The following is a 19,677-nucleotide window of genomic DNA, read 5'->3' as shown; positions in this document are numbered from 1 at the left end:
CCGTTTCGGTTGCCTGATAGTCATCCTCGAAAAATGTATTCACTGACCGATGCTTCGCGACTGTCTGCATATTAAACGACCTCACCCACCAGTGTTGCGCTAAACACCATCCCCATTCTCTCTAATTCAATTTCAGAATCCGGTTGAGAACGGAACTGAAAAAGTCCACATAGAATGCCACAACCCATCATCTTACACAGGGAATCGCTGGCCAGTTATGGTTCATCCGATTGTGGTCTTCGTATCCAGAACTCAGATTCATTTTTTCGGGACAAGTTGTTTCCGAACAACATGGGGATAAAATTCAGGAAGAAATCGCCTGGGCGGAGTATTAACTCCAGGAAGCTCAGAAACTCTCATTTTACGTTCTCTTTCGAGTCGTTGAAATAGTGTCTCAACAATTTTACCTTTCGCAATCAGCCGAGGCCGAAACTCCAGGATTCAACAATACCACTTGAAACACGTTTCGAATTGACTGTACCATTCTTTCCCGGCACATTTTAATTCTCAACAGCAGGACGAAGGCAGATGTTATCGTTAGATGATCCAAGATGGCGTTCGTATAAGACAGCTATCGGTGCTGACTTCGATGTGGCATCGATGCTAGGTCAGCTTTTGAAATCAGGTCCGACTAAACAACTTTGGGATGAATGTTGGAATTACCTCGTGTATCAGGGTGAGATTGGTGAGGTCTCGTATGCAGCAGTTCCGTATCTTGCGGATTTGATTCGTAACAGCTCTGAAATTGACTGGAATTCAGTTGCACTCATTTCTGAGATTGAATTAGCCAGACCGGATGGTCCAGACATCCCTGCGGAATTACAGGAGGACTATATGCAGACCATCGCATCAATGCCACTTGTACTCTCGCAGCATCCACAGCGGCAGTGGGATGAGCTTACAACACGGTGTGCGGCTTCATGTATCGCCCTCGCTAAAGGGCAACGAGAGCTTGGCAGAATCTATGCGGAAATGAGCATTGAGGATGGGGGCGAATGGCTGGCAGGCCAAATCGAATAACTCAGCACGTCAATAGTGCCAGTAGCATTCACTTGGCTGAACAAAGCATATGGCGTTCCTGATTCGAGTTGAGCGGGCGTGTCAGCCTGCAGTCTATCGTAGTCGCTGTTGGAATGGATAGACTGAATTCCGCGACAGGGTGAGGGGAGTAAACGGTCAAGCTGCAGCAGGTTGTCTATCTCCCACCCGCAATTTCAATGAAGCTGCCGGTGGTGTAGGTAGATTCATCTGACAACAGCCACAATATCGCAAACGCAACCTCCTCTGTCGTCCCGCCCCGTTTGAGGGGGACCTGTGCTTTGACCCGTTCGATGCGATTCGGTTCGCCGCCGCTGGCGTGCATCGCGGTGTCGATGAAGCCGGGGCGGACCGCATTCACGCGAATGCCGGCGTCTGCGACTTCTTTGGAGAGACCGAGCGTCAGCGAGTCGACGGCACCTTTGGACGCGGCGTAGTCCACGTATTCAAACGGGGATCCTGCGCGGGAAGCCAGCGAGGAGACATTCACGATCGCGCCCCCCTGACCGCCGTGATGAGTCGACATTCTGCGAATCGCAGCCCGACAGCAGAGGAAGCTGCCGAACACGTTGGTATCGAAAATCCGCTTCCAGCGGTCGTAAGTCATCTCTTCGAACTTCATCTGCTGTTCGAGGATGCCGGCGTTGTTCACGAGCGCCGTGACGGGCCCCAGCTTTTCGTCGGTGGTCTGGAACAGTCGTTCGACTTCGTCTTCGTTCGAGACATCGGCCTGGACGGCAATCGCGGTGCCCCCCGCATTGCGAATCCGGCAGACGACTGAGTCCGCGGAGGTTTCGTTGGTCCGGTAGTTCACACAAACCGCATAGCCGCGCTGGGCCGCCAGCACGGATGTCGCCGCGCCGATTCCCTGTCCGCCGCCGGTAATGATGGCAACCTGTTTCATGACAGAGCACTTTCTATGAAACACGAAGTGAAATTGGAAATGAATCTCTGAAGTCTATTATAGGCGACTCATGAAAATGAAACAGCCCCGCAAGAATACTGGTCTACTGAACTTCGTTTTCCAGACAATGATTGCCGGCAATTCCGGAATCCGCTGCTGTTTTTTAGTGACTTGGATCTGTGCGACTGGTACTGTAAAGGCATCGGCTCCGGGACTCTGATTCGGGGGCCGGCTTTATTCTCATTCCAGATTCAGAGGAGAAATCCGTCGATGTGCGCGCCGTCATTGTCAAAATATAGTCTCTTGCTGATGTGCTGTTTCTGTCTGTTTTCCTGTGCCGCAGGAGAGCCGTCCAGTCAGGCGCAGGCCGAGCAGACAGAAGCCCAGGACCAGGGCGATAAGCTGTCGGTGCTGTTGATCGACGGGCAGAATAATCATAACTGGCGGGAGACGACCCCGGTGCTGAAAAAGATCCTGGAGAACTCGGGTAAATTCACCGTGGAAGTTTCCACCACGCCGCCAGGCGTTCCCCGTCCACCGCGGAAACCCGCCAACAAGAAGCTGACGGAAGAACAGGAAAAACAGTTCGCGGAATACAAGAAAGCCTGGGAAGCCGAAGTCGCCCGACTGCAGAAAGAGAACCCGGCGCTCTGGAAGCAGTGGCGTCCCGATTTCAAAAAGTACGATGTCGTCATCAGTAACTATAATGGCGAGAACTGGCCCAAAGAAGTGCAGCAGGCATTCGACGAATACGTCACAAACGGCGGCGGCTTCGTGTCGTTTCACGCAGCCGACAATGCGTTTCCGGAGTGGGACGCTTACAACAAAATGATCGCCGTCGGCGGTTGGGCCGGTCGCGATGAAAAGTCCGGTCCGATGCTGCGTCTGCGGGACGGCAAGTGGGAACAGGATACCACCGCCGGTCGTGGGGGCACGCACGGCACTCGGATTCCGGTTGTGGTGAAAGTTCGCGAAGCAGAACACCCGATCGTGAAAGGCCTGCCCGTGGAATGGATGCACCCTGCCGACGAAGTCTACGGCAAACTCCGCGGGCCGGCTGAGAATGTCCAGGTGCTGGCAACCGCCTATTCCGAACCCAGCGAACGGGGAACCGGCGAGCACGAACCGATCATGATGGTTATCGATTACGGCAAGGGACGCGTCTTCCACACCACCCTCGGTCACGATACGACCGCCCTGCAGGGGACCGGTTTTCAGATCACCCTGCAGCGGGGTGCCGAATGGGCGGCGACCGGCGACGTCACGCAGTCCGTTCCCGAAGTCGACTGGAAAGACAACGAACCGACCGTGCAGACTCCCTGATCACAGGTATCAGAGCGACAGCAGTCAATTAATAGAGGGTGAAGTCAGTCAGCTGGCCTCACCCTCTTCCAGTTTCTTATGCAGGTGCACGGGTTCGGCGTGCGCTTTCCGCATCCGCAGATTGAGCATTTCCACCGTGACGGAAAAGGCCATCGCGAAATAGATATAGCCTTTGGGAACGTGGACCTGGAAGCCTTCGACCATCAGCGTCACGCCGACCATGATCAGGAAGGAAAGCGCCAGGATTTTGATGGTCGGGTGCCGGTCCACGAAGTCACCAATCGACTTGGCAGCCAGCAGCATCACGCCGACCGAAAGGACGATCGCTATCGCCATGATCGAAATGTGGTCGGCCAGTCCGACCGCGGTGATTACCGAGTCCAGCGAAAAGACGATGTCCAACATGCCGATCTGCACTAGGACCGAACCGAAGGTCGCTGTCGCGGTGGATGAAGCTTTTTCGTGTGCCGTCGGTCCTTCCAGGCTGTTGTGAATTTCATGCGTCGCTTTGGCCAGCAGGAACAGGCCACCGCCAATCAGGATCAGGTCGCGTCCTGAAAAATCATAGCCGAACAGGGAGAACCAGGGTTCGGTCAGCCCCATCACCCAGGAGATCGAGAACAGCAGAATCAGACGGGCAATCATCGCCAGGCTCAAGCCCAGTTTGCGTGCCAGATCGCGTTCTTTCTCAGGGAGCCGTCCCACCAGGATCGAAATGAAAATGATGTTGTCGATGCCGAGTACAATTTCCAGGCTGGCAAGTGTTGCAAGCGCGATCCAGGCCTCAGGACTGGCGATCCATTCAAACATAGTGGCTCCTGTCAGGTTGTTAGGTGTGCAGTGGGACCCGGATTATACACAACGCGGTGGTTCTGAAAAGTACAGCAACGCAGGACGCCCTGCTCTGGCTCAGGGAAATCCGACCCGCATGCTGAAAAGGGAAATAATACCTGAAGTTCAGCAGTTTGTCCGGCAGTGTGTGGCTCTCAAAGCCGTCGAATCAGAGGGCAACGGAGCTATCTGAACAGAATGGTAGAAAAACTGATATATCCGATCCAGACGGAGCGAACTCTCTGCTTGACGATTATTTCAGTGAACTTAACGACACTTTGGAGTTGCGGGCCTTCGAAACATAGAGGGTTTCTGGCTGAATGCATATTGTCTTTGGTTCAGCTACTGATAGTATACGAAGATATAATTTCCAGCTATCCGCACGTTTCCATTCCAGTCTCTATCCCACCGATTTGATCATGAATAATTCGCTGTGGCTCTCCACACTGAAACAGAGTCTCTACCGCCATCTGACAAAACGATCCCGTTCACACAGGAACCGCCGCTCACTGCAAAATGCGGGTTCAGTACCTGCGTTCGTATCACACACGAGTGGGGAGACTCTGGAGGACCGCACGCTGTTGACCACCTTTACGGTTACCAACACTGAGATCAATGGCGCAGGTAGCCTCTACGCCGCCATCGAAGCCGCCAACGGGAGTGAAGGCGCAGATACCATCACATTCGAAGCCAGTCTCATTGATCAGACACTCATGATCTATAACGAGCTGGTCATTACAGATGACGTGACCATTATCGGTCTCGGAGCCGAACACCTGACTCTCAGCGGCGACGGAACTCGCCGTCTCTTTCGCATCGATGATGGGGACGCAGAGAATTCAATCAGTGTAGAGTTGAGCGGCTTCACACTGACCAATGGTTTCGCCAACTACACAAGTGGCGGCGCCATTCACAGTCTGGAAACGTTGTCCGTATCTGATGTTACATTTGTCGATAATCAAGCCGGTGTTTTGAATGATGGTCCTGTCTACGGTGGTAGTTTTGGAGGTGCCATTTACAGTGCCGGCGATCTGACGGTGACGAACAGCACGTTTGTTCGCAACAGCGCCGACTGGTACGGCGGCGCCATTTACAGTACCGGGGGATTGCTGTCGGTCACCGGGTGCGATTTCACTGAAAATCAAACCTTCTATTCGGGAGGCGCAATCCTTGTTCAGGACGGTGACCTGCATGTTTCTTCCAGTACATTTTCAGAAAACCACAGTGATACGTTAGGTGGTGGGATTTACGTCCGGAATGGAGTATTGACCGTCGATGATACGGTCTTTACCGAAAACAGTTCTGGCACCGGCGGTGGCATCTACCATTTTAACTCTACAGCATTGACTCCTGTCTTTACGGAATTGAGCATTACTGACTGTACCTTTCAGGGGAATACGACAACCTCCAACGGAGGAGCCGTGAGTTTTAGGTCTGATGTCTCGCTTTACAGTTCCTACTACACGGCTTTCATTGAAAACAGTTACTTTACGGAAAACGACGCCAGTTCGGGGGGGGCGCTCGCTTCCACTGGGACGAATATACTCGTTTCCGGATCTACTTTTGTCAAAAATACGGCACGCCTCTATGGCGGTGGTATTAGTGATACTTCCCGGAATTTAACGGTGCAAAACAGTCTCTTCGATCAGAACTCCGCTGATGCCTGGGGAGGGGCCATCTATTCCAACCGGAAACTGGTTCTGCAAAACAGCACGCTTTCCGGTAATACCGCATTAGTGGTTGGCGGTGGTATTGCTTTCGGTAGTAACAACACCGGATGGGAGCTCATTAATGCAACTCTGACCGGAAATGCGGCCTCCTTTAGCGGGGGGGGGATCTATGTGTCTTTTGGTATTTTAGGGATGATTAAGAATTCGATTATTGCCGGCAATACGGCCCCTTCGACCGCGCAAGTCTTCCCCTATATCTCAAGAACAAACAGCATTATCCAGGACAGTTTGGATAACTTGCTCGATCCCGTTTTGAGGGACAATGGCGGCGTGACAAAAACCCATGCGTTGCTCCCGGGAAGTGCCGCCATCGATGCTGGCGATGATGAAGCCCTGGGGAATGTGAATTCCTTCATCATCAATCGACGCGAAACAACTCATGACTCACGCGGGACCGGGTTTGAACGCTATCAAGGTGCCGCCATTGACATCGGTGCCTTCGAAGTTCAGAGCCCCATCTCTCGTATCGAACTGACACTGGTTGATTCCAGAACGACCACAGACAGCAACGGAGAAATCGCCTCACTCCCTGACAACCTGGACTGGGTCGATGAATGGAGTGGGTACTGGCTGGAAATCTGGATCGACACCCCCGCAACCACCGATCTGGGAATCCTGTCTGCCTCCCTCAACCTGTCTTACAACACCGCAATCACGTCCGCGATCAGCATTGAATACGGTGCCGGTTTTACAGTCAATCAGACGGGGGACATTGATGATCTGACCGGTTCAATCACCAACCTGTCAGCGGAAACAGATCTGACCGATCTGGGGGCCGACCAGCGCGTCCTGTTTGCCCGCATCCGGTTTGAATCAACGACCGACGACGGCATCGACCTGGATCTCGCAGGCCAGACGCTGCTCGCACAAAGTCCCGAATTCACGCTTGAGCAGACGGTAATCGAACTCACCGGCGGCCTCGCAACCGAAGAGGTACAGGGAGCTGCTCCCGCAACGCGGGTCTTCGCGAACCCCTATGATCTGAACGATGATGACAACATCAACTTCCGTGATCTGATCCTGTTTGCCAGCGTCTATCGAACCAGTCCCCGAGAAGCCGCTTCCGACTTTTCCTGGTTCGCGGATCTGGATCAGAGTCAGGATGTCGGCTTCCGCGATTTGATTTTCTTCACCAGTAATTACGGCAAAAGTAAAGCCGGTCATGCTGAGATCATTTATCCGACGAATTTCTCCACTGCCTGGAACAGACATTTAGCTGTCGGATCGGAACTGCTGCCGCAGGTCAATCCCCGGTCACTCGAACAGGATGCTGCTGAGACAATGCTGACGTCTGTGGTGGAATCCCTGGAGCCACAACTGACAACCGAGGAAAATGATAAACTGGCTCAGGTTAATCTGGAGATCGTCGATCTTCCGGAAGGCGTTTTAAGCAACACCGTGCATGACACGATCTACATCGACATCAATGCCGCCGGCTACGGCTGGTTCGTGGATCAGACTCCCGATGACAACAGCGAATTCTATGAGACAGGGCCATACACGCTCATCGCAGCGCCTCATGGAAATTCTGCCGCTCGCGGATTTGTCGATCTCAGAACAGTCATCCTGCACGAACTCGGCCACCTGCTTGGCTATGAACATGACGGCGCCGAAGATGTCATGCAGGCCACGCTGGCGCCCGGCGAGCGTCGACTGCTGAACTGGGAATCCGCAGCCGATGAGTACTTCAGCGCCCTGACCGACGAGACGGAACTCAGTCCGTTTTAATCACGACTCGTAACAGCCCTGGAGATTGATTCCTGTATCACTTTGCTGAACACACGGACTTACAAATCCGGTTAGATCCATAGATAAAAGAATTTCACACTATGTCTCCTCTACTCTGGCTCTCGCACCTCAAACGACAGTTTCGCAACGGTCAAAATCGAAAAATGCGACTACGAGGCAAACGAAACCAGCAACATCGCTCAGCCGCCGCAGTTCAGGCATCTCCGCAGATGGCAGAGACGCTGGAAGATCGTACGCTGCTCACCGCGTTCATCGTAATGAATACAGACGACTCCGGAGCGGGTAGTCTGCGCGATGCCATCGAACAGGCCAATGCGAACGCAGGCGCAGATACGATTACGTTTGACGCCTCTCTCGCTGGGCAGTCGATTGTTCTTAGTACAGAACTGCAAATCACTGATGATCTGACAGTTACCGGCCTGGGATCGGATCTGCTGACCTTAGATGGAAATGGTGATAGTCAGATCTTCCAGGTAGATGATGGAGTATTCAATAATGCTATTACTGTGGAAATCAGTGGCCTGACTTTGACGAACGGTTCTGGAGACCGCGGAGGAGCCATTTTCAATCAGGAAACGCTTTCCATCATCGATTCGACTCTAAGTGGGAATACCGCCTCGCTCAATGGTGGGGCTATCAGCAACTATTATGGTGATCTTTCGATCCAGAATTCGAAACTGGTCGGTAACATGACCGGCACCCCGGAAGCGGATGGATATGGTGCCGGCATCTATCAGTTACAGGGAACTCTGACGATCGACAACTCAGAATTGACAGGTAACCAGGCTCTTGGCCTGGGAGGCGGTGTTTATATTCTTCAGTCCGATCAGTTTCTCGTTTCCCATTCGCAGTTCAGCTCAAACAGTGCGCACTCGGGGGGCGCAATATATAACAACAATAATCCGCTGACCGTTGAGCAAACCCTCTTCACAGAGAATCACGCGACAGGACTGCTCGGCGGCGCGATCTACACAAATAAAGACTCTGTACAGATCAGTCAGAGCCAGTTTATCGAGAATGACTCCGTGGCACGCGGCGGCGGCCTCTTTGCAGATTCTGGCACGCTAACGGTATCTACGTCTCTGTTTTCCGGGAATTCGGCAGAAACGCTGGGTGGGGGAATTCAAATCAATAGAGCGAATGTGTCTGTAAGCGAGACCACATTTGTCGGCAATGAGGCAGCGACCGGCGGGGCGCTTGCAGTACAGGGGCGGGGATCTCTGACGGTTTCCGGATCAACGTTCACCGAAAATATTGCGGTATCCGGAGGCGCGATCAGTAATAATGACGCCATCAACATCACGATCAAGAACAGTACAATTTCGTATAATCAGGCTACGCTGGGAGGCTCGGCATTCGATACGTTCGTGAATTCTGATGTGTCAATCATCAACAGTACGATTGTGGGTAATGAAGTCGCATCTATTGCGGGCGCGGCAATTTTCCGGGCCGATGGAGCAGGTTCATTCCTGTTACAAAACAGTATTGTTGCCGGGAACACACGCAGTCAATTTGCCGGTAATTATACCGGATCGAATAACATCCTCCAGCAGAGTCTTGAAGGACTGATCGACCCGGTTCTGAGCGACAATGGAGGTCCTACAGAAACGCATGCCCTGCTGCCCGGCAGCGCTGCCCTGGATGCCGGCAGTAATTCCGCAGCTCTCACTGCCGGGCTGACACAAGATCAGCGTGGTACGGTATTCAAACGCATCTATGGAGATACCGTTGACATCGGTGCTTACGAATTTCAGTCACTGGAGCTCGAAGTCGATACGACCGACGACATTGACGACGGAGATATTTCGCCCGGTCATTTATCTCTGCGCGAGGCCGTCAGGCTGGCAAATACCTATGCGACTGCCGACACAATCCTGTTTGCACCCGCTCTCACTGGTCAGACGATTGTCTTAACCAGTGAATTGTTGATTTCCGATGATGTGACCATCATCGGCCTGGGGGCAGATCAACTCACAATCAGTGGCAATGATTTAAGCCGAATCTTTAATGTGGATGATAGCCGTTCTCAAATACAGCTTACGGTGCAGATCAGCGACCTGACTCTGAGTAATGGATCTGCTGAAAAGGGAGGGGCGATTTATAACCTCGAAAATCTGTCTCTGTTGAACACAATATTGAGTGGGAACTCAGCCGAGAGCCGTGGAGCAGGCATCTACTCCAACGGAGGATTCCTGACGATAAACAACTCACGCTTTCAGGACAATGGGACCAGCGAAGTCACCGGGTTTCATTATGGCGGAGCCATCTATCAGGAGGGAGGTCATCTGGATGTAAATGATTCGGAGTTTATCGGAAACGAATCCAGACTTTCAGGAGGGGCCATTTATACGGTGCAGACAACGGGTGTCTCGATTGTCGGCTCAACATTCCAGTCGAATATCTCAGGTTATGGAGGGGCAATTTACAACCTGGATAGTCCATTGACCGTAGATCAATCTGATTTTGTGGAGAACGAAGCGTCATCAAACGGTGGTGCTGTTTTTAATATGAGTTCTGGAATTGAGGCCTCGGACGATCTGCTCAACATTCAGAATAGCCGGTTTACTCAGAATGATGCGGGCTTAACAGGCGGTGCGATCCAGACGACGCGCGGCAATCTGACCGTGGGGACCAGTACATTCACAAACAATCGTGCCGATAATGCTGGGGGGGCGATTGCGCATAACACCGGAAACTTATCCGTATTTGACAGCTCTTTTTATGAGAATCGCGTCTTTCAATCAGGGGGGGCGGTTTATTTTAAGGGAGCGGTTTCCAGTGACAATACACTGACAGTTTCCGGTTCCACGTTTGCTGATAATACTTCATATGGAAATGCGGGAGCAATTTCCGCCAGTACCGCAAATGTGGTCACCATCTATAACAGCACCGTTTCTAGGAATAAAGCGAATAATACCGGAGGGGGCATTTATCTGTTTGGTGGTGAAACTTTCACGATCATGAATAGTACGATCGTGGGAAATACTGCAAAAAATTATGATGGGGGAGGCATTTATGTCATTCAGACCTATGCCTCATGTGAAATTATCAATTCCATTATTGCGGGTAACACTGCCGGCTTCTCGATGAATACTCAGATCAGTGGCCGCTATTCCGGACAAAAGAATATTGTCGGATCAAGTACTTCATTTATTTTGGATCCCGTCCTGCGAGACAACGGAGGACCGACCAAAACCCACGCACTGATCGCCGGCAGCGCCGCCATTAACGCAGGTGATAGTACACAGGTCATTCAGGCAGGAATCGAATTCGACCAGCGCGGCACTGGCTTTGATCGCATTGTTGGAACTGCCGTTGATATCGGCGCCTATGAAGTTGACATTTTTCACGCGCAAATCGATTTAAGAATTGTCGATGAGCCAACGGCAACCGCTGCAAACGGAGAAGCGGAAGACCTCCCTGCCAATCTCCTCTGGATTGACGAGTGGGGGAGTTATTGGCTGGAAATCTGGATTAGCACTCCTTCTACAACCGACAGGGGGATTCTGTCAGCAGCACTGCAATTGTCCTACGACACTTCAATCACAACCCCGACCAGCATTGAGTACGGGCAGGCATTTTCAATCAATCAGACAGGGGACATCAATGATCAGACAGGCACCGTCGAAAACCTGTCAGCAGAGTCCAGCTTGACCGATGTCGGGGATGATCAGTACGTGCTCTTCGCCCGCATCAGGTTTGAGTCAACAGAGCAGGATGGCATTGATCTGGATCTGGAAGGACAAAACCTGAACCCACAGCGCCCGGACTTTGAAATCGACCAGTCGGAAATCAGATTCAGTGAAGGTAGCAGTAGCAACGAAGTCTATGGCACGGAACCATATACTCAAATCTGGGCCAACATCTATGATCTCAACGACGATGATGCCGTCAACTTCCGCGATCTGATCCTGTTTACGAGCGTCTATAACTCAATCCCCAGTGAGTCGAGTTCCGTCTACGCCTGGTTTGCTGATCTCGACCGAAATGACAGAGTTAACTTCCAGGATCTGATTTCTTTCGCCAGTAATTATGGCAAGAGTAAAAGTAAGCAATCGACCCTCAACTTCCCTCAACACTATCCGTTTCTCTGGAATCAGTTTCTCATCGTTGACAGCCAGGGCACACGGCAGGACACAGCTCCTGCTCCGACTCAATCAGTGGCGGAAACGGTACTGGATTCGGTGGTCGAACAGATCACTCCCCAGCTCTCCCCGGCACAGCAGCAAACGCTCTCCGAGATCGACATCAAAGTCGTTGACCTTGCAGGCGATACCCTGGGTCGCGCCGCAGCTGGCACCATTTACATCGACGTCAACGCCGCCGGGTATGGCTGGTTTATCGATGCCACTCCCGCAGAGCACAGCGAGTTCTCTCCAGCCAGCGATCTGACATTGATCGCACTCCCCGACAGTGAAGCCGCCGGTCTGATCGATCTCCGCACCGTCATCCTGCACGAACTCAGCCATCTGCTGGGCTACGATCACTCAGAAGACGGTCTGATGCAGGAAACGCTGGCGCCCGGCGTTCGCTATCTTGCCGACTGGGAATCCGACACAGATGAGTTCTTCGGCTCCCTCGCCGACAATACCGAACTCAGTCCGTTTTAAATCAGGGAGGCTCATTTTTCGAGCTTCTGACACTTCATTTGTGTTCAGATGGCATTGGTATTCATATGTGATCTTTGCTATGCTGTTACCATTCCTCTGAATCTGTCCTTACCCCGATTATTATAGATTATCACACCATGTCTCCATCACTCTGGCTGCCTCGACTGAAAAGGCAATTTCGGATCAGACAAAATCGAAAATCCCGCCTGCGAGGTAAACGAAACCAGCGATATGGTTCCCCGGCTGCACCGCCGGCAATCTCAACTGTGGCTGAGACACTGGAAGACCGCACGCTGTTGACGTCCCTGATCAGTATCGATGATGTCACCGCTGGGGAAAACGAAACGTTTATGTTTCAAATTTCTCTGGACCAGGCAGCCGCGGATGATGTTACCGTTCGGGTTAATACCCAAACAGATACGGCCAGTGATAATGATTTCACATTTCTCAGCAACAAGCTGGTCACAATTCCCGCGGGAGAGCTCTCGACACAGGTCACAGTTCATGTGCACGATGATGAGGTCCAGGAGTTAGATGAGACATTTTCTCTTGTGCTGAGTGATGTCCGGCTGGGCGGAGAGACACTGCCCGCCGATCTGGATATCGCCGATGGAACTGGTCAAGGCACCATTCTAAATGACGACGGACTGCCGGGATCTGTGTTCACAATCACCGGTGAAAAAATTGTCGAAGGTGATTCTGACGGGCAATTACTTAAATTTACGATCACTCGCACGGGAGGATCGATAGGAGATTTAAACTTTGATACAAGCGTTGAATTCACAACAATAAATGGTACGGCTGTTGCCGGTGAAGACTATACAACACATACAGAAACGGTCCATTTTTCTGCACACTCTTATTACACATCTCAAACTTCTTACGTTTATGTCTCCATGCAGGGAGATCTCTTTCAGGAACTTTCAGAGACTGTAATCGGCCGGATTAGTAACCCGACTGGGGGAAGTGTTTTAAAAGGAAACGTGGCGAGCCTGGATGTGACCGGAATCATCACGAATGATGATTCCGATTTCAACTTCCAGGATTCTTACTCTGCCGATCCCGCCCATGCAAATCATACTTATGATCAGTTTGGAAGTTCGGTCGCCATTGATGGGGATATTATGGTCGTGGGAGCCCCCCAAAATGATGATTCCATAGGGGTGGCATATGTTTACGCTAGAAATCAACAAGGTACCCCATTGGATCAATCTGATGATACCTGGGATTATCAAACTTACTTACGACCATCGCGCCCGTATGACATTTCGCGTACAAGGTATGGATACTACCTGGCAATCAGTGATGACACGATAGTTTTCAGCGCTTTAGCCAATTCTTCATATATCTTGTATGTATTTACCAGGGTCGGAGATGACTGGGTATCTGAAGCTCCACGGGAGGAAGTGATTACATTAGATGGGACCTTTTATAATAGAAGTTATTTTAATCCAGTTGATATTTATGGAAATACAATTGTTATCGGTGGACTTCGCGACGCATCAAGTGGAGTGGAGGTAGGTTCCACATATGTTTTGGAGAAAACAGGTGCGGATTGGTCTGCACCTCTGGTAAGGAAGTTAACACAACCGGTTTTTGATGAGACGCACTTGTTTGGTGGAGCAGGTACTATTTATGGCTTTGGTGGAGCAGTTGCCATCCATGGCGATATTATCGTTGTGGGTGCTCAAAATGAAGATGGCAACGAATCAAAAAGTGGAGCGGCCTATGTTTACACTAAGGTTGGCGATAGCTGGGTTACCAATTCTCCGCTGGTAACTCGAATAATTGCTTCAGACGGGATGGCCAATGATCGTTTTGGGTTCTCGGTTGCAACAAATGGGAAAGATGTTGCAGTTGGAGCTTCAACCTACAATTCCGATGGAACGGTGAGAGGGAGAGCTTATCTTTACACAAAAAATGGAGAGGATTGGATTTCAGAAACACCCACAGAGATAAAATTTTCAAGCGAAAATAAAAATTTCAAATTTGGATATTCGGTTGCGTTAAATGATCGACATTTGGTCTTAGGAGAACCATACGGTGCGAACGCAGGCTTGGCTTACGTCTATACGAAAGAGGGGGTGGACTGGGATCGAAGTACGGTCTCAGAAACGATACTGACTTACCCGGGCGATGAATCTTACGCTTATGCTGTCTCGGTTGCCATTTCAGATGATTCGGTTGTAATTGGTTCTCCGTTTGAGAGCTTGGATGGATGGTTGAGTGGAGGTATATTTACATTTGGCGTCTCTGAAAACAGTTCCTGGACATTTACAGATAAGATCAGTCCAACTGAAATTGCAACGAGTCATAATGGTTCAGATGATTTTGGTGATAGCATTGCTGTTTCTGAAAACTATTTAGTGATTAGTGCTCCCGGCACCGACTCTACACTGGCTCCCACTGGAGTCGTTTATATCTATGTGAAAAATGATGCAGGCACGCGGGATTTTAAAGGTGATGACTTTTGGGCCTATGAAACAACGCTGTTTGATCCTGCGCCAGAGCAAGATAGATATTTCGGGATGAGTGTCGCCATTGATGGAGACACAATTGTTGTCAGTTCTGAAACCGCGTATACAGAATCAGAGGTCTATATTTTCACTAGAAATGGCCAAGATTGGGTGACGACTACCCCTACCGTGACTCCATTACTTGCTCAATTTCATCGCTCTCTAAGACGTGAGATTAATGTTGCCATTCAAAATGATACTATCATAGTGGGAAGTCCTTATATTATTGGACAAGTATTAGTCTATCAAAAAAACGGATCAGACTGGTCTACCGTGACTCCGACGCAAACTGTTCTCACCGCATCAGATGGCACGAGAGGAGATAATTTCGGAACTGCTGTTGATATTGACGGCGATAAAATCATTGTAGGTGCCGACGAAAATGAGAATCGAGGTGCCGCTTACATTTATCAGAAAGGAGCTTCAGGCTGGGATTCTGCAACAGAAACCAAACTGACTGGTAGCGATCTGCAGGATGGAGATTATTTTGGAAGTTCGGTAGCTATTGAAGGCGATGTTGCTGTCGTAGGCTCACCATATGGTGGTAAACAGGATCTGGGTGCTGTCTATATCTATAATGGAAAGAATAGTTGGAGTAATCCATTAGAAACAAAACTGAATCCAGTGGAAAGCATACTACCCTATACGGGGAGGTTTGGTAAGTACATTGATATTGATGGCCAAACGCTGGTGATTGGAACCACAGCATCTCTTCCAGGCCAATTTGATTTTGTGTACGTGTATGAAAGTGGTGATGGGTGGGATAGTTTCAGAGAAACTGTGATTTCAAAGGAAATAGAGACCAGTTCAACAAGCGTAAAAATTGGTGGGAGCTTCGGTAGGTCACTGTTGGCATTTCAGAATGACAATCTCTTTATTGCTTCACAAGATTGGCTGTATGATTTTACGAGCAGTACAGTTTACAGTCTCAGCAAACGCACAGCATCTTTCGAGCAGCGAATTGTTACCTCTCGTACCAATACTCAGCTCAATGGCGAAGTCAGTTCATTACCCGAGAATCAGAATACTGTTAATGAGTGGTCAACGTACTGGGCAGAGCTTTGGATCAACGCCAGCAATTTGAAAGAACAGGGAGTATTCTCAGCGGGTTTAGATCTCAGTTACAACTCAGAATTAACTTCTGCTACAGAAATTGAGTTTGGGCCAGGTTTTAGTCAAAGCCAGGCTGGTCTGATCAACGATGCGTCAGGCACAATCGAAGGGCTTTATGCCGAAACGACTGCTTCCGATCTGGGCACCGACAGTTACGTCTTATTTGCTCGCATCAAGTTCGGGTCTCTGGCTGATGACCAGGTTGCGCTCGATTTTTCCGGAAAAAGTATTGGACCTCATGACTTGGGGCTGAATATCAGCTCACAGCAGATCAAGCTCGTCGGTGATACTCCTATTTCAACAAGTGTTGAGCAGATGGGAGGGACAAGCATCTTTGCCAACCCCTATGACCTCAACGACGACGGGGCGATCAACTTCAGCGATCTCCTGCGGTTTGCAACCGTCTATCAGCAGAAGCCCAGCGAGTCTTCTTCCGACTACGCCTGGTTCGCTGATTATAACCAGGATGACCGGGTCAACTTTCAGGATCTGATTCTGTTCGCGGCCAACTATGGCAAGCGTAAATCGGGGGACACTCCGGTCACTTACCCCCAGAATTATCCCGATGCCTGGAATCAACTGTTAACGGTCGCTCCCGCACCGCCACCATCACAATCCGCAACCACCATCCAGCAATCAACCGCCGAGAGTCTGCTGGATTCCACAGTTGCAGAGATCACTCCCCAGCTCCCCCCGGCACAGCAGCAAACGCTCTCCGAGATCGACATCAAAGTTGTTGACCTTGCGAATGAGTCCCTGGGCCGCGCCGCAGCCGGCACCATTTACATCGACGTCAACGCCGCCGGGTATGGCTGGTTCATCGATACCACTCCCGCAGAGCACAGCGAGTTCTCTCCAGCCAGCGATCTGACGTTGATTGCACTCCCCGACAGTGAAGCCGCCGGTCTGATCGATCTCCGCACTATCATCCTGCATGAAATCGGCCACCTGCTGGGCTATGAACATGGCACCGCAGGTCTAATGCAGGAAACGCTGGCGCCCGGCGTTCGCTATCTTGCCGACTGGGAATCCGCCACTGATGAGTTCTTCGGCTCCCTGACCGACGAAACAGCTCTCAGCATTTTCTAAAGATCGTTTCCTTTGAATTCCGGGGCCACTTCTGTGGAATGAATCGCCTGCAGGTCTGATTTGCGTTAGAATCAGGGTTCACCTTTGGCCGTTCATTTATCCCGAGGAGTTCAAAACCCATGCAGCTACGGAACCGCGCTCACTCCGAATCTGGCATCGCTTTCTCTCAATTCAACCACTTCTGGTTACAACTGCTGATAGCGGTCTGTTGTATGATGGGCGGAATTCCTGTGGACGCCGGCGAGGAAGAATCCATCCGGCATTCATTTCTGGGAGTGGGCAAGGCAAACCGGGCGGTCATTATTGGAGAGGACGGGGCCGTAGAATGGAAGTTCGATATGCCCGCCAGCGATGGCTGGGTCCTGCCCAACGGCAATGTGTTGCTGGCCCTGTATGGGACCAAGGAGTTTCCCCATGGCGGCGTCGTTGAAGTCGACCGGAAAACAAAACAGATCCTGTTTCAGTACCAGGGGCAGCAGAAAGAAATCAGTACGGTACAACCTTTAGCCGACGGCACTTTCCTCGTTGCTGAACTCGGTCCCGAGCCGCGGGCCATTGTGATCAATCGCCAGGGAAAGATCGTAAAGACGACGCCCCTGCAGTGCCAGAAGAATAATACCCATATGCAGACCCGCATGCTGCGTGTCCTGCCCAACGGCCATTACATCGCCCCGCATCTGCTGGACTTTGCCGTCAAAGAATACGACCCGGAAAGCGGCGCAGTGCTGCAGGTTATCGCGACCGACGATCGGGGCCGCGAGAAACGTGACTGGCCATTCACCGCGATCCGTCTTAAGAATGGCAACACGCTCATCGCCTGCACGAACGGGAACCGCATCATTGAAACCAATTCCCAGGGCAAAATTATCTGGAGTGTGACGAATGCCGATCTGGGAGAAAATCTGTTTTCCGATGCCTGCGGTGCCCAGCGATTACCCAACGGAAATACCGTGATCGCCAGCTATCGCGCCAAAGGGGACCAGGTCAAATTGTTCGAAGTGACTCCGGACAAAAAAGTAGTCTGGCGTTATACGGGCATGAAATCCGGCTTTCACCACTTCCAGATTCTGACGACCAACGGCAAACCGGTCAAAGAGAATACCTGGAAATAATCACGAAGGGAGACGGAAGATGAATTCGCTGCGCCGCGTGCATTTCATCTTAATAACATGCTTGATTCTTCTACTGAGCGGGAGTGCCTCGGCTGCCGAGCGTCCCAATGTGCTGCTGATCCTCGTCGATGACCTGAAGCCCGCACTAGGCTGTTACGGCGATCCGATCGCACAGACTCCGAACATCGATGCCCTTGCCGCTCGCGGTATGCGCTTCGAACGGGCCTACTGTAACCACGCCGTCTGTGCGCCCTCGCGGTTCACCCTCATGCTCGGCGCACACTCCACATCGACCGGCTTATACGGGCTGGGCAGTCAGCTCCGCGAGATCGTTCCCGACGCCGTCACTCTGCCGCAATACTTCGCGCAGCACGGCGGTTACCGCACGGAGTCTCTCGGCAAAGTCTTTCACATCGGGCACGGCAACCACGGCGATCCCGCTTCTTTCAGCGTGCCGCATTTCCATGACAAGGTGATCGAATACCTCGACCCCGCCAGCACCCAGGGGGGAAAGCTCACCCGCGAAGAAGCCTACTTCACCAATCAGCACCTCGATCGCATTAAGTCGCTCCCCCGCGGCGCCGCCTTTGAAGCACCGGATGTGGCGGACATTAAATACGCCGACGGCCGCGTCGCCGCGGAAACGGTCAAGCGGCTCCAGGCCGCCCAGAAACGACGCAAACAGGAGGAGACGCCGTTCTTCATCGTCGCCGGCTTTGCCCGTCCGCATCTGCCCTTCAGCGCACCAAAGAAGTACTGGGACCTCTACGATCCGTCCGAACTACCGCTGCCTCAGTATGAAGAACTCCCCGCGAATGCCCCGAAAGTGGCCGGCAAGCGAGGTGGCGAGATCACCAATTACAGTCCCGTGCCGACCGACAGGAATGCCAGGTTCAGCGAAGACCTCAAACGCCAGTTGATTCACGGCTATTACGCGAGCACCAGTTTCGTCGACGCCCAGATTGGCAAGGTACTAGACGAACTCAACCGCCTGGGACTGGCCGAGAACACGATCGTCGTCTTGTGGGGCGATCACGGTTTTCACCTCGGCGACCTGGGCATCTGGACCAAGCACACGAACTACGAACAGGCCAACCGCATCCCGATTCTCATCACAGCTCCCGGAGTCACACAGCCCGGCTCAGCCACACAGCAGCTCGCCGAAAGCGTGGACCTCTTTCCCACACTGGCCGAACTCGCCGGCCTCCCGACTGCCAAGGTGCCCCAGCCCCTCGACGGCGTCAGCCTGGTTCCGGTCCTGAAGAATTCCGGGGCCCGCGTGAGGAACCACGCTTATCACGCCTATCCCAAACAGAAACTGGGCCGCGCCATCCGCACCGAACGTTATCGACTGGTGGAATGGAAGCCTTACAAAAATCCGAGCGCCCCCGCCGAGTACGAACTCTACGACTACCAGACCGACCCGTTAGAAACACGCAACCTGGTCCAGGAACAACCGGCGGTAGTGGAGTCACTCAAACAGATCCTCGCCAACTATCCCGAGCCACTTCCTCGGAACTCTAGACTTGGAAAAAGAAAGCCATAAGCTTCTGAATATGCTGTCTTGGCACAGGAGTAAGAAGTGTTAAATATTTATTGCAATAGAAATATGTGCACTAATTTGTTATATGGTGTGGATGTGAGTTTTGAATTAAGTTCTAT

General features: G+C 51.6%; 9 protein-coding genes. 7 read left to right on the top strand and 2 right to left on the bottom strand.

The genetic code is table 11. From position 1 onward, the window contains the following. Window positions 1–528: 528 nt before the first annotated feature. Window positions 529–1,020, top strand: coding sequence for a hypothetical protein (locus HG66A1_RS29170; RefSeq protein WP_145192675.1), 492 nt, complete (start codon window positions 529–531; stop codon window positions 1,018–1,020). 175 nt (window positions 1,021–1,195) lie between these two features. On the opposite strand, the gene HG66A1_RS29165 is transcribed toward HG66A1_RS29170, so the two are convergent. Then, window positions 1,196–1,942 carry an SDR family oxidoreductase gene (locus HG66A1_RS29165; protein ID WP_145045140.1) on the bottom strand — a complete coding sequence of 249 codons (747 nt, stop codon included), beginning with the start codon at window positions 1,940–1,942 and terminating at the stop codon, window positions 1,196–1,198. Between the two features lie 270 nt (window positions 1,943–2,212). On the opposite strand from HG66A1_RS29165, the gene HG66A1_RS29160 reads away from it, so the two are divergent. Beyond that, window positions 2,213–3,265, top strand: coding sequence for a ThuA domain-containing protein (locus HG66A1_RS29160; protein ID WP_232106701.1), 1,053 nt, complete (start codon window positions 2,213–2,215; stop codon window positions 3,263–3,265). A 48-nt stretch (window positions 3,266–3,313) separates the two neighbouring features. On the opposite strand, the gene HG66A1_RS29155 is transcribed toward HG66A1_RS29160, so the two are convergent. Beyond that, the gene (locus tag HG66A1_RS29155) at window positions 3,314–4,075 is read right to left on the bottom strand and encodes a TerC family protein (protein WP_145192672.1); all 762 of its coding nucleotides are present in this window, start codon (window positions 4,073–4,075) and stop codon (window positions 3,314–3,316) included. A gap of 440 nt (window positions 4,076–4,515) precedes the next feature. Between HG66A1_RS29155 and HG66A1_RS29150 the strand changes: the two genes are divergently transcribed. The 5 genes from HG66A1_RS29150 (at window position 4,516) to HG66A1_RS29130 (ending at window position 19,561) form a co-directional block, all read left to right on the top strand. Continuing rightward, on the top strand, window positions 4,516–7,554 hold the full coding sequence (locus HG66A1_RS29150) for a choice-of-anchor Q domain-containing protein (RefSeq protein ID WP_197996859.1): 3,039 nt from the start codon (window positions 4,516–4,518) through the stop codon (window positions 7,552–7,554). 101 nt (window positions 7,555–7,655) lie between these two features. Further along, entirely contained in the window at window positions 7,656–12,185 is a 4,530-nt protein-coding gene (locus HG66A1_RS29145) for a right-handed parallel beta-helix repeat-containing protein (RefSeq protein WP_145192668.1), read from the top strand. A gap of 266 nt (window positions 12,186–12,451) precedes the next feature. Next, window positions 12,452–16,903, top strand: coding sequence for a Calx-beta domain-containing protein (locus HG66A1_RS29140; RefSeq protein ID WP_197996858.1), 4,452 nt, complete (start codon window positions 12,452–12,454; stop codon window positions 16,901–16,903). Window positions 16,904–17,022: 119 nt separating this feature from the next. Further along, a complete protein-coding gene (locus tag HG66A1_RS29135) occupies window positions 17,023–18,015 on the top strand; it encodes a hypothetical protein (protein ID WP_145192663.1) in 993 nt (330 codons plus the stop codon). A 19-nt stretch (window positions 18,016–18,034) separates the two neighbouring features. Beyond that, window positions 18,035–19,561, top strand: coding sequence for a sulfatase (locus HG66A1_RS29130; RefSeq protein WP_145192660.1), 1,527 nt, complete (start codon window positions 18,035–18,037; stop codon window positions 19,559–19,561). The last annotated feature ends 116 nt before the right edge of the window (window positions 19,562–19,677 follow it).

Source organism: Gimesia chilikensis (assembly GCF_007744075.1).
In the GTDB taxonomy this organism is placed as follows: Bacteria; Planctomycetota; Planctomycetia; order Planctomycetales; family Planctomycetaceae; genus Gimesia; species Gimesia chilikensis_A.
This window is presented reverse-complemented; position numbering and strand designations above follow the sequence as displayed.